Origin of the sequence: Rhizobium sp. P32RR-XVIII, from assembly GCF_012641395.1 — a bacterium.
Classification (GTDB): Bacteria; Pseudomonadota; Alphaproteobacteria; order Rhizobiales; family Rhizobiaceae; genus Rhizobium.
The window spans coordinates 43,613-56,637 of sequence record NZ_JABAIH010000023.1 but is presented as its reverse complement, the minus strand read 5'-3'; the positions used below and the strand labels follow the sequence as shown (position 1 = coordinate 56,637).

The window sequence follows — 13,025 nt, the reverse complement described above, 5'->3', positions numbered from 1 at the left end:
ACTTGTCATTGGGTGTCACCCATGAATCCATATCCTCCCAGACAAGTTGGTTCTGGATGACCGCCGGAACGGGATTGGGCGGCGGCTGATCAAGCCATGGGATCACGGTCTCACCCGCCCGGCTTGGGAAGGCGTGGGCAAACCGTGAATGGAGAAACGCCAGCGAGGCGAGGGCCGCGCTGCCTTGAACAATGAATTCGCGGCGTGGAACGTGATGCATGGAATTTCTCCTTCGGCAAAAAATTGCCGCCGGAATCGAGCAGAGGAGATTCCGGCAGAGATTGGTGTCTTTAAGGCGAAAGTTTCCGCTCTCAGTCGCTGGCTCGCGCATTAGCAACCAACGATATCCACCTTGCGTTTGGCGCGGTCTCTACGACACCGCCACGAGCATTAATTGTAACACCATATAGAACTCGCCACGAGGAGGTAAAAGGGGTTAGTCCGTTTGTATAGTTCAACGGATCAGGATGTTCGACTTTCGCGACTGTCGCCTCATACGTCAGGACTCAGTCTGGTGATGTCAGGTTAAGTTCTTGAAGTACGCGTTCGACAAGACGTGTGGGTCAGGCAACTGTCTCGGCCACGGCCTTCCAATGTGCGATCGCCCTGAGGCGGTGTAGATGGACAGCGATAGCTGAGTGTTTCGAGCGCGGCGGCACGAAGAGATTTCGGACTGCCGAGAAGACGCTTGTGAAGCGTTGCAGCGCGCCTGGCGAGCGAAACCGTTGCATCAGCCGTTCCCGTTTTCGCAGTGGCAAATGCGAATTTTCGGCGCGATTGTTCAGCCCCTTGTGCGATCGATGCTCGACCCTGGGCATGATCTGACGCTGTGCCGCGCCATAGGAGCGAAGCTTGTCCGTGACAATGCGCTTCGGCAGGCATCCCTGCTTCTTCATCAGCCGGATCAGCAGGCGTCTAGCAGCCTTGGTGTTGCGGCGGGTCTGGACGATCTCGTCGAGCACGTAACCGTGCTGATCGACGGCGCGCCAGAGCCAATGTCTTCTCCCGCCGATCGTCACGACCACCTCGTCAAGATGCCAGACATCGTTCGGGCTCGCAGGCTTTCGTCGCAAGCGGCCGGCATACTCCAGTCCGAATTTCTTCGCCCAGCAGCGGATCGTTTCGTAGGAAACGACGATGCCACGCTCCACCAGCATCTCTTCCACCAGACGCAGGCTCAGCGGAAATCGGAAGTAGAGCCAAACCGCATGGGCGATCACAGCGGGTGGAAAACGATGGCGCTTGTAGCTGATAGTGACCTGGATCATGACCGCCGACTACCGCCGAAAGCTTCATCGCCGGTTAACCTGACATCACCCGCCGGCGATCACTCTCGACACCGCAGGCTATGGAAGGGGCCTTCTGCTGCTGCAGTATCGGCGATCGAGCGATTATGCTCGGGTCTGGGTGTTCCCAGGCACTTGCGCCTAATCGGCGCGAGCGATGCTCGTTTCGAGGAAATAGCAGATTTGTGGATAGCGGGTTACTATACACTGGAACCCCCGGCATTTTGATGCGGATCTGTGAACATATTGCGATCAGAGGCTGTCTATCAATCGACGAAAATTAAGCCGAATAGGAGCCTACCATGCCTGTGCTTCGGAGAGGGCAGCGCCGCGTTGATAGCGCGCGACTTTCTCGCTTTCCAGAAGAGGACGAAAGCATGGCGAAGAATTAGCGGTACCGCTTTTCCAGTCGCATGCGTTCAATGATATGATGCCCAGAGCCGCCGACATGTTTAGCGATGGTTTGCGCTGCCCCTTCCGCATCTTGCGCTTTAATGCAGGCAATCAGTCCGCGGTGTTCTTCGAGCACGTTCGCTTGACGGCTGAGTGAGGTCTGAAACCCCCGGGCGATTGCCCACAAAATCTCGCGGTGGCGGATCCAAAGATCGACGGCATGCCGATTGTAGTGCCGGTCATACATCACCTTGTGAAAGCGCATATCGAGATTTGTGTGCTTCATCTCGTCGGCAAAATTAAGCGCCTCGATCTCTGCCTGGATGCGCTCCAGTTCCTCGACATCTCCCTTCGTGGCGATACTAACGAACCAGCGGGTGAGGGCCGGTTCGATCAGCACTTCGATTTCGCAGATATCGCGCACGAAGTCCGCATCGATCGGCCGCACGCGCGCGCCGCGATTCGGGGCGATGATGACGAAGCCTTCCCCGCGCAATTGCTGTAGAGCCTCGCGCACCGGGTTGGTGGAGGTTCCCATGCGGCTCGCGAGCTCTGCGACCTTCAGGCGTTCGTTGGCCTTTAGACGGCCGTGGATGATGTCGTCCCGCAGCCGCTCGTAAATGGTAGCGCCGCCGTCCTCGACGAGTTCATCACCTTCGTAAGGCCTTCGTTTTATGCTCGTTATCGTGCTCATAACTTTACGTTTTAATGCATTTTCGTCGTGTTTGCCAAGGGCAAAACAGATAACTTTGTACATTCAGATTGACATAGAATGTATGATCTGAGAGTTTCCGTTCAACACGAGGACGGGTTGGTCATCGTCAACGATAGATGCAAAGCCGGCGGAGAGGGTCGGTTATCAGGAGGAAATATATGGGTTACCAGCAAACGCTGCGTGGCCTCGTCGTGTCGACGGGGCTGTTGGGTGCTGCCATCCTGGGATCGATGGTCCCGGCTTGGGCGGTCGATTTCAAACAGGCGCCGATGCTCGATGAGCAGGTCAAGGGCGGCAAGCTGCCCGCTGTTGCCGACCGTCTCCCGGAGCATCCCTATGTCGAGACCATGGTCGATGGCATCGGAAAGTATGGTGGCACGCTGCGTACCACGATCCTTGCCAATGGCGACCAGTACAATCTGACCCGCACCATCGCCAACGAACTGCTAGTTCGCTGGGATCCGGCCTGGCAGAAGGTCGTACCGTCACTCGCCGAGGAATTCACCGCGTCCGAGGATGCAACGACTTACACTTTCAAGCTGCGCAAGGGCCTGAAGTGGAGCGACGGCCAGCCGTTTACGACTGACGACATCATGTTCTGGTACGAAGACGTGTTCATGAACGACGCGCTTTCGCCAGCCAAGAACCCGACCTTCACCATTGCCGGCAAGCCCGTCAAGGTGCGCAAGATCGACGACCTGACGGTCGAGTTCAAATTCGATGCGCCGTATGGTCTCTTCCTGCAGCAGCTCGCTTATGGCCAGGGCCATTTGCCGGTCATTTACCCGAAACATTACCTCCAGCAGTTCCATGAGAAGTATAACAAGGATGGCATCCCGGCGCTGTTGAAGGCCAATCCGGCCGCTGGCGACTGGGTGGCGCTCTTCAATTCCAAGGTTTCGCTGACTTTCCAGCCGCCTTTCTGGCAGAACCTCGAGCTGCCGACCATGAACCCTTGGGTCCTGACGGTGCCTTACGCTGATAGCGACCGCGTCGTGGCCACCCGCAATCCCTACTATTGGAAGGTGGATCCGGACGGGAACCAGCTTCCCTATATCGACGGTATCACATGGGCGAAGCTCGACGACCCGCAGTTGATGGCGCTGAAGATGACATCCGGCGAGTTCGACTTCTCCTTCCGCCACATCAACAATTCGACCTTCAAGTCGGTTCTGTTCGACGGCCAGGAAACCGGCAACTACCGCTTCGTCGACGTGAAGGATCTGCCGGCCAACGACGCCGTTATCCTGCTGAACCTCAACTCGACAGATGCGGTGAAGCGCAAGCTCTTCCAGAACAAGGAATTCCGCATCGCGCTCAGCCACGCCATCAACCGTCAGGAGATCATCGATCTCGTCTATGTCGGCCAGGGCGCGCCGGCACAGGTCGCAACGCAGCCGGAGCACGAGCTCTTCAACGAGCGCGAGGCGACGCAGTTTACGGAATTCGATCCGAAGCTCTCCAACGAGATGCTCGACAAGATCATGCCGAAGAAGGATGCCGAAGGTTTCCGTCTCGATGACAGCGGCAAGCGCTTCACCATCAACTTCATGGTGGCAGATGTCTTCGGTCTCTCTTACCCCGACGTCATGCAGATGGTGCAGAAATACGCCAAGGATGTCGGCATCGACATCCAGCTGCGCACAACGGACCGCGCCCGCCTGAATACGATGTGGTCGGCCAACGAGCAGGATGCCTATATCTGGAACTGCGTTGGCGGCCTCTCGGAAGTCTATACCGATCCGCGCTGCTACATGCCTTTCCAGAAGGCGGACATCTTCTTCGCAATGCGCTGGAGCGAATGGTATTCCAACCACGCGACGGGCGAAGAGCCGCCGGCTGAGATCAAGGCGCTGATGGCTGCCTATGACAAGGTCAATGCCGCCGTCAACGATGACGACCGCCGCGACAAGATGAAGGAATTCCTCAACCTGTCGGCCGACAACTTCCTCAATATCGGTATTTCGCGCCCGATGCCGAAATACATGATGGTGTCGAAGAACCTGAAGAATGTCGTCAACGGCATCCCGATCACCGGCAACCTCTGGCATCCGGCGCCGACGCTGACCCAATGGTACTTCGACAAGCCGACCAAGTAAGGCTCCTCCCAGGTCCGGCGGGGAACTCGTTTCCCCGTCGGCCATCCCTTCGATACCGTCGAACGGTCAAATCTCATGCTTCGTTATATTGCTAAGCGGCTTGTGTTCGCGATCCCGACACTTTTTGCCGTCTCCATCATCGCCTTCATCATCATCCAGCTGCCGCCGGGGGACTACCTGACGACGCTCATGGCCGACTGGGCAAGCCAGGGCGGTGCGGTGGAAGAGGGCACCGTTGCCGCCATGCGCGAGCGCTACGGCCTCGATCAGCCGATGTACTTCCAATATTACAAGTGGATTGCCGGCATCCTGCTGCATGGCGATTTCGGCATCTCCTTCGAGCTCGGCAAGCCGGTCACGGAGCTGATCTGGGGCCGCCTCGGTTTCTCGCTGCTGCTCTCCTTCCTGACGCTTTGCTTCGTCTGGGCCGTCGCAATCCCGATCGGCATACTCTCGGCGGTGCGGCAATATTCGATCTCCGATTATTCGGCGACCTTCCTCGCCTTCTTCTTTCTCGCCGTGCCCGACTTCCTCATGGCGCTTTCGGCCATGTATGTCATGTCGGCTTATTTCGGTCAGAGCGTTGGCGGCCTTTTCTCGCCCGCCTATGTCGATGCGTCCTGGAGTTTCGGCAAGCTCATCGATTTTGCCCAGCATGTCTGGCTGCCGGTGATCATCATCGGCCTCGGATCGCTCGCAGCCCTTGTCCGCATCATGCGCGCCAACCTGCTCGACGAATTGTCGAAACCCTATGTGACGACGGCACGCGCCAAAGGCATGTCGGAATTCGAACTCCTGATCCGCTATCCGGTGCGCCTTGCGCTCAACCCGCTGATCTCGACGCTCGGCTGGATCCTGCCGGCGGTCATTTCAGGCGAGATCATCGTCTCCGTCGTCATGAGCCTGCCGACGACGGGCCCGCTGCTGCTACGCGCTCTGCTTGCCCAGGACATGTATCTCGCCGGCTCGCTCATCCTTTTGATTTCGGTGCTGACGATCATCGGCACGCTGATTTCCGACATCCTGCTCGCCATCACCGACCCGCGGATCCGGTTCCAATGACAGATATCACCCACCTCCCGCCGGATGCCGGCCCGTCCATCAATCTCAGCGGCAAGGATATTGCCGTTGCCGGCCAGTGGCAGCTCTTCTGGCTGAAGTTCAAGAAGCACAAGATCGCGCTGGCGAGCCTCGTCGTCATCGTCTTCATGTATCTCGTGGCGGCTTTTGCTGATTTCATCGCGCCGCTCGATCCAAACGCAACGAATGCGCGCTTCACCTATGCGCCACCGCAGGGGCTTTCCTTGCTGCTCGACGGCTCCTTCCACCCGCATGTCAGCCAGCTCAAGATGACGCTGAATACGGAATCCATGCGACGCGAATTTACGCCCGATCCGACGAAGCCTGTCGATGTCGGCTTCTTCGTCAAGGCGCCGCAGCCCTATTATCTGCTCGGCTTCATCCCGATGCAGACCAAGCTCTTCGGCCTCAAGAACCCGATGCCCGGCGACAGCATGTATATTTTTGGCGCTGACCGTCTCGGCCGCGATATCTTCTCGCGTGTCGTCCATGGCGCCAAGATCTCGCTGTCGATCGGCCTTGTCGGCGTCTTCATGAGCCTTCTGCTCGGGGTCACGATCGGCGGTATTTCCGGGTTCTTCGGTGGATGGGTCGATCTCGGCATCCAGCGCATGATCGAACTCCTACGCTCCATCCCGACGATTCCGCTGTGGATGGGCCTTGCCGCCGCCATTCCGGTCGGCTGGCCGCCGCTTCGTACCTATTTCGTCATCACGTTGATCGTCTCGCTGATCGGCTGGACGAGCCTGGCGCGTGAAGTGCGTGGCAAGTTCCTGTCGCTGCGCAACGAGGATTTCGTCATTGCCGCCCGTCTCGACGGCATGAGCGAGATCGGCATCATCTTCAATCACCTCGTTCCGTCCTTCATGAGCCACATTATCGCGACGCTGACGCTGGCGATCCCTTCGATGATCCTTGCCGAGACGGCGCTCTCTTTCCTTGGTATCGGTCTGCAGCCGCCAATCATCTCCTGGGGCGTACTGTTGCAGGAGGCGCAGAATATCCGCGCCGTGGCACAGGCGCCGTGGCTCCTGTTCACGCCGGCAGCCGCCATCGTCATCTCGGTGCTTTCCCTCAACTTCCTCGGCGACGGTCTTCGCGATGCCGCAGATCCCTACGAGTCCGTTTCATGACCATGACAGACGATACGATCCTCAAGGTCGATGACCTCAAGACCTATTTTCCGACCCGCACCGGCATCTTCAAGGCGGTCGATGGGGTCTCCTTCGAGCTGAAGCGCGGCAAGACACTCTGCGTCGTCGGCGAATCCGGATCCGGCAAGTCGGTGACGGCGCGCTCCATCCTGCAGATCGTCGATCGGCCTGGCCGGATCGAGGGCGGCTCGATCGTCCTGACGCGGACCGATGGCACATCGACCGACCTTGCCAAGCTAGACCCGCGCGGCAAAGACATTCGAAATGTGCGCGGCAAGGAGATCGCCATGATCTTCCAGGAGCCGATGAGTTCGCTCTCACCGGTGCACCGCATCGGCACGCAAATCGGTGAGGCGCTGCGTATTCATTTCGGTATCCGCGGCCAGCAGCAGCGTGAGCGTGTGCTCGAACTCCTGCGGCAGGTGGAAATTCCGCAGCCGGAAACGGCAATCGACCGCTACACGTTCGAATTCTCCGGTGGCATGCGCCAGCGTGTGATGATCGCCATGGCCCTTGCATGCAATCCGTCAGTGCTGATTGCCGACGAGCCGACCACGGCGCTCGACGTGACGACGCAGGCCGAAATTCTCGACCTGATCCGCAAGTTGCAGCAGAGCCACGGCATGGCCGTGCTGTTCATCACCCATGACATGGGTGTCGTTGCCGAGATCGCCGACGAGGTCCTCGTCATGTATCGTGGCAAGGTGATGGAGCGAGGATCGGTCGACCAGATCTTCCACGCCCCGCAGGACGATTATACACGCCGGCTGATCGGCTCGGTCGTCAAGCTGGAGCGCAAGGCGGAAGTTCGCCTGTCGCGGCCGCCGATCCCGGTGGAAGCGCCACCACTGCTCGAAGTAAAGAACCTCTCGCTGACATTCCCATCAGGGCTTCGCGCCGTCGATGACGTGTCGCTGATCGTCCGGCCCGGCGAAACGCTCGGCATCGTCGGCGAGTCCGGTTCCGGCAAGACGACGATGGGCCGCTGCATGCTGCGCATCTACGATCCGCAATCCGGCGCCATGGATTACCGCCGCAAGGACGGCAGCACTGTGGAGCTGCGCACCACCGACAAGGCGACGCTGAAGGATGTCAGGCGCGATATCCGCATGATCTTTCAGGATCCGGTCGGTTCGCTCAGCCCCCGCAAGACGGTCGGCCAGATCATCGCCGAGCCGCTGAAACTCGCCGGCCTGAAGGGCAGGCCGCTCGATGAGCGAGTGTCCGAACTCATGCAGCAGGTCGGCCTCGAACCCGCATGGCGGGAGCGCTATCCGCATGCCTTCTCCGGCGGCCAGCGCCAGCGCATCGGTATTGCCCGGGCGATCGCCGTCAGGCCGCGCCTGATCATCGCCGACGAGGCGACCTCAGCGCTCGACGTTTCCCTGCGCTCGCAGATGCTGGACCTGATGATGAAGCTGCAGGACGAGCTCGGCCTCTCCTATGTCTTCATCTCCCACGACATGTCGGTCATTCGATACATGTGCGACCGCGTGGCGGTCATGTATCGCGGAAAGATCGTCGAGGCCGGAGAGACCGATCAGGTCGTCAACAATCCGGCGCATGACTACACGCGCGCGCTGCTCTCGGCCATTCCCCATCCCGACCCGCGCGACCGGCGCATCCACAACCGGTTCCGCTACGACCCCACGCTTAAGCCTTCGGGCACAGTTTCAGCCAACGGATAAGTCATGAAAATTACCGACGTCAAAATCATTGTCTGCTCGCCGGGACGCAATTTCGTCACCGTCAAGATCTTCACCGACGAAGGCCTGACGGGCGTCGGTGACGCGACGCTGAACGGCCGAGAAAAGGCCGTCGTCGCCTATCTGCAGGATCATCTGGCGCCGCTTCTGATCGGCCGCGATCCCTCTCGCATCGAGGATATCTGGCAGTATTTCTACAAGGGGGCCTACTGGCGCCGCGGCCCGGTGACGATGGCGGCAATCGCCGGCATCGACACGGCCCTTTGGGATATCAAGGCCAAGGCCGCCAATATGCCGCTCTACCAGCTGCTCGGCGGCGCGAGCCGCGAGAAGGTGCTGTGCTATACGCACGCCCAGGGTACCGATATCGCCGAAGCCGTCGAGGCCGTCGGCAAGCGCATCGAGCAGGGTTACAAGGCGATCCGCGTGCAGGTCGGCATTCCTGGCCTGCCTGACGTTTATGGTACCGGCAAGAAATCCGTCACCAACAATGCCGATGATGACGCCGTACCGCATGAGGAAGTCTGGTCGACCTCAAAATATCTGCGCCACATCCCCAAGCTGTTCGAAGCCGTTCGCGAGGCCCATGGTCCTGACATCGAACTGCTGCATGACACCCATCATCGCCTGACGCCGATTGAAGCGGCTCGCCTTGGCAAGGATCTCGAATTTGCCCGTCTCTTCTGGCTGGAAGATACGGTCGCAGCAGAACACCAGGAAGGCTTTCGCCTGATCCGCAAGCATACGACGACGCCGCTTGCCGTTGGCGAAGTCTTCAACACGATCTGGGATGCGCGCCTGCTGATCGAAGAGCAGTTGATCGACTATATCCGCACCACGACGGTGCATGCTGGCGGAATCACGGCACTCCGCCGCATCATGGATTACGCCAGCGTCTACAATGTGCGCACTGCCTGCCACGGCGCGATGGACATGTCGCCGATCTGCCTTGGCGCCAACCTGCATCTCGATCTCTGGGTTCCGAACTTCGGCATCCAGGAATATTCCGGCTACCTGACCGAAATCCTCGAAGTCTTCCCGAGCGCCTGGAGCCTCAATGATGGCTATCTGCATCCAGGTGAAGCTATCGGCCACGGCGTCGATATCGATGAGAAACTTGCCGAGAAATATCCATACCAGCGTGCCTACCTGCCTGTGAACCGTCTGGAAGACGGCACGCTGTGGCATTGGTAGGAGGAGGAAGAGATGAAGATTGCAGCGCTCAAGACCTATGCCGTCAAGGTCGGCATCCGCAACCAGCTTCTGGTGAAGATTGAGACGGACGAGGGAATTTTTGGCTGGGGCGAGAGCGGGCTCTCCGGCCGCGAGAAGGCTGTGGTCGGCGCTCTTGAACACTACGCGGAATTCCTGCGCGGCCAAGATCCGTTCAAGATCGGTGCGCTCTGGCAGGAAATGTATCGCAGCCAGTATTTCGAAGGCGGCCGCGTGCTGCAGGCGGCCATCTCCGCCATCGATATCGCCCTTCACGACATCAAGGGCAAGGCGCTCGGCGTTCCGGTCTATGAATTGCTTGGCGGCAAGCAGCGCGACCGCATTCCGACCTTTGCAACGACCTTCGCCGAGCCCGGGCATGCGATGATCGAGCAAGCGCAGATGCTTGTGGAACATGGCTGGACGGCCATGCGCTTGTCGCCATCGGGCCATGAGAACAAGGAGATCTACGAGCCGCGCGAGCATGTCGCCAATACCGCCAGATGGTGCGTGAAGGCACGCGAGACGCTGGGTGACGACGTCGTTCTCGGCATCGACTATCATCACCGCCTGACGGTGGCTGAGGCCGCAAGCTTCTGCCAGAAAATGCCGAAGGGTACGCTCGACTTCCTGGAAGAACCGATCCGCGACGAGACACCGGGCGCCTATGAGGCACTCAGGCGTATGACGGATATTCCTTTCGCGATCGGTGAGGAATTCTCCTCGAAGTGGCAGTTCCTGCCTTACATCGAGCGCGACATCCATCAGTTCAACCGCCTTGACGTCTGCAATGTCGGCGGCCTGACAGAGTCGATGAAGGTCGCCGGCTGGAGCGAGACGCATTATGTCGACATGATGCCGCATAATCCGTTGGGGCCTGTCTGCACCGCCGCGACCATTCACTTCTCCGCAGCGGTTCCGAATTTCTCCTGGCTGGAGACCCGCGCCAGCCCGGCCGAAACGCATCTAGGCTTCGACAATTCCGAGTTCTTTCCGGTACAGCCGCGGCTCGAAGGCGCGCATTATGCGGTTTCGGACGCTCCGGGCCTCGGGATCGAAGTCAATGAGGAGCTCATCGCCAGGCAGAGCTTCGAATATTGGGAGGCACCGCATCTCAAGCGCCGCGATGGCTCCGTGACGAACTGGTAGGAAGTTCAATTAGTACCAAGGTTCTAACCGTTGACAGCCCTCGAAGAACGTTGGGTTTTGGTATTTTACCATATTCCCACTGGATTAATGCCATCGAATTGCGACCGCATTGAAGTCGAAACATACCCCGGCCCGCCCGACGGTTCCATAAATCAACCATATGCCACACGAGGGAAATCGCTTCGTCGTCGGTTCGACCCCTTTCAAGGCGTAAGATAGGCGAGTTGGCAGCAATCCTTGAAAAATCTATGGGATTGCGCGAATGACACGCCAAGCGCGAGTTCAAGCCATTTGTGGGTCGTAACGTCTTAACATTCGGCAACAAGATCGATGGGGCTGAAGTCTCCGAGCTTGGCCTCTCTATCAGCAGCCTCATCTATCTCGGATTGAACAAGATGCCGGCGGGGGCGTTCTTAGTGCTTCACAGGGGCGAGCCGCAATCATGACCATCAATTTATCAGATCCAGTCTCCATACTGGCGTTCGACCCATCTGTACGCCGTTCAATTCAAAACCTGCCACAGCATCAGGTACTGGAGCTAGATGATCGCTTTGAGCAACTTGTTAGCCGCCTCCGCGAGGCCGAGGGCGCCAGCGCGACATCCGACGCCCAGAAGCTGCTCGACCAGTCTGCTTAGAGGAATCATGACTCCTCCTCCGGTTCCTTGCGATAATACTCCATCGACAAGCGGGACACCCGTCGAGATGCGCCCTCGCTCTTAGTTATGCACGGATCTCAAGTGGGGGCAGATCGCATCGCAGTCACACAGAAGACGATTGCTTGGAAGCGGCGCTTTTCTACCGATATACGTCCAGTTGTTAGAAATCACAGAAATGCTACTAATTGTAAGGTCTTAGCGGTTGATATCGGAGGCCATGGCTACGTTACGGCACGGCACGGCAGCATTGGCGTCGTGGCGATGGTTCTGCCCTACGGCAGAATTTAAACCGCCGCCACGGTTGAACCTGAAATCGGAATTGAAACGACGCTTGCGCGCTAAACGGGCGGCCAAAACAATAGGATCAGAGGCACGCCCAGCAAGATCACAATGAACGAGAGCGGCAGCCCCAGTTTCCAATAGTCGCCGAAGCGATAGCCGCCAGGACCTAGCACCAAAGTGTTGCACTGGTGTCCAACAGGCGTAAGAAAATCGCAGGCCGCCCCCACCGCGACTGCCATAAGAAAAGCGTCGGGATTGTAGCCAAGGCGCTCAGCAAAGGTAACCGCAATCGGGGCAACTACGAGAACCGTGGCGGCATTGTTCAGAAACGGGGTTGCTGCCATTGCGACCACCATAATCATTGCAAGGGCCCCATAAGGGGGCAAGGTGGTAGCAAATTGAGCGAGGCCGCCGGCGATAAGGTCGGCACCACCGGTCGCACGAATCGACTCGCTGACCGGAATGAGAGCGCCGAGCATTATCAAGATGGGCCAATCGACAGCCTCGTAAGCTTCCCGAAGCGAAAGTGAACCGAGCAGTACCGTCAGAATCGCAGCCGTAAAGAAGGCCGTGGGGACGGGCAGCAGGCCGAATGCGGTTAGCAGCATGGCACCAGCCAGGACCACCACCGGAATCAGGCTTTTCCGGGGGTTCCCCAAGCGGATTTCACGCCCGACCAAAGGCAGAAGACCGAGTTCCATCAGCCTGGCCGGGAGAAGTACGAGATCGCCCTTCAAAACGAGAACGTCGCCAGGTCTTAACACGATGTCGCGCAATCGCTCGGTGAAGCGCTCGCTGCTTCGGCTTACTGCGAGCAGATTGATATTGAAGCGATCATGCAGCGCCAAACGCTTGGCAGTTTGCCCGATCAATACTGATTTCGGGCCGATCACCGCCTCAATTCCGGCAATCTCCTCGTCGACCCCAACGCCCCGTGTGTTGGTTGAACGGCAGGGCGACAGCTAGCCCTATCGGCAAACGTCAGGCGGATTAATCATATTAGGTGGCTTGACGGCTTGAAAGAACGGAGTGGCGCGCTAGCTGCTTCCTTGCTGCAACCCCAAAGGCAGCGTTCCTCCTGGACCACGGCGCTATCCGCCCCTGAAGAACAGGCGTCGTGGTCCTCTAAACATGCCTAGACGTCAAACTGGTCCGCCACCTCGGAGGTCGCGTTGTGGAGGTCCCGCTGTTCAAGCGGTCTCCTAGGGGCTCGCAAAAATTTATCCAACTGGATGCCCTTGTCCTGCTCGCGGTAGCTGTCAAGTTACGAAGAACTATGTACCATCCACGA

The 13,025-nt window shown here is 58.6% G+C and carries 9 protein-coding genes and 2 pseudogenes; 7 read left to right on the top strand and 4 right to left on the bottom strand.

Annotated elements, in window-relative coordinates; all coding sequences use genetic code 11:
- The 3 genes and pseudogenes from HGP14_RS31580 to HGP14_RS31570 form a co-directional block, all read right to left on the bottom strand.
- Window positions 1-220: pseudogene (locus tag HGP14_RS31580) on the bottom strand (sulfite oxidase); the annotation flags it as partial.
- 343 nt (window positions 221-563) lie between these two features.
- On the bottom strand, window positions 564-1,268 hold the full coding sequence (locus HGP14_RS31575) for an IS6 family transposase (RefSeq protein WP_168833763.1): 705 nt from the start codon (window positions 1,266-1,268) through the stop codon (window positions 564-566).
- 406 nt (window positions 1,269-1,674) lie between these two features.
- Window positions 1,675-2,373 carry a GntR family transcriptional regulator gene (locus tag HGP14_RS31570; RefSeq protein WP_168833769.1) on the bottom strand — a complete coding sequence of 233 codons (699 nt, stop codon included), beginning with the start codon at window positions 2,371-2,373 and terminating at the stop codon, window positions 1,675-1,677.
- Between the two features lie 179 nt (window positions 2,374-2,552).
- On the opposite strand from HGP14_RS31570, the gene HGP14_RS31565 reads away from it, so the two are divergent.
- From HGP14_RS31565 to HGP14_RS31535, 7 genes are all read left to right on the top strand, one after another.
- Complete coding sequence (locus HGP14_RS31565; protein ID WP_168833762.1) at window positions 2,553-4,493, top strand: ABC transporter substrate-binding protein; 1,941 nt, start codon at window positions 2,553-2,555, stop codon at window positions 4,491-4,493.
- Between the two features lie 75 nt (window positions 4,494-4,568).
- The gene (locus HGP14_RS31560; RefSeq protein ID WP_168833761.1) at window positions 4,569-5,555 is read left to right on the top strand and encodes an ABC transporter permease; all 987 of its coding nucleotides are present in this window, start codon (window positions 4,569-4,571) and stop codon (window positions 5,553-5,555) included.
- Window positions 5,552-6,706, top strand: coding sequence for an ABC transporter permease (locus HGP14_RS31555; protein ID WP_168833760.1), 1,155 nt, complete (start codon window positions 5,552-5,554; stop codon window positions 6,704-6,706). Before HGP14_RS31560 ends, HGP14_RS31555 begins: the two co-directional genes overlap by 4 nt.
- Window positions 6,703-8,415: an ABC transporter ATP-binding protein gene (locus HGP14_RS31550; protein WP_168833759.1), complete on the top strand. Its 1,713-nt coding sequence runs from the start codon at window positions 6,703-6,705 to the stop codon at window positions 8,413-8,415. Before HGP14_RS31555 ends, HGP14_RS31550 begins: the two co-directional genes overlap by 4 nt.
- A gap of 3 nt (window positions 8,416-8,418) precedes the next feature.
- Window positions 8,419-9,627 (top strand): D-mannonate dehydratase ManD, encoded by a 1,209-nt coding sequence (gene manD, locus HGP14_RS31545; RefSeq protein WP_168833758.1) that lies wholly within the window; start codon window positions 8,419-8,421, stop codon window positions 9,625-9,627.
- A gap of 12 nt (window positions 9,628-9,639) precedes the next feature.
- The gene (locus HGP14_RS31540) at window positions 9,640-10,794 is read left to right on the top strand and encodes a mandelate racemase/muconate lactonizing enzyme family protein (protein ID WP_168833757.1); all 1,155 of its coding nucleotides are present in this window, start codon (window positions 9,640-9,642) and stop codon (window positions 10,792-10,794) included.
- A gap of 442 nt (window positions 10,795-11,236) precedes the next feature.
- On the top strand, window positions 11,237-11,431 hold the full coding sequence (locus HGP14_RS31535; RefSeq protein WP_168833756.1) for a hypothetical protein: 195 nt from the start codon (window positions 11,237-11,239) through the stop codon (window positions 11,429-11,431).
- Window positions 11,432-11,790: 359 nt separating this feature from the next.
- Here HGP14_RS31535 and HGP14_RS31530 read toward each other — a convergent pair.
- Window positions 11,791-12,672, bottom strand: a pseudogene (locus tag HGP14_RS31530) (SLC13 family permease); the annotation flags it as partial.
- Between the last annotated feature and the right edge of the window lie 353 nt (window positions 12,673-13,025).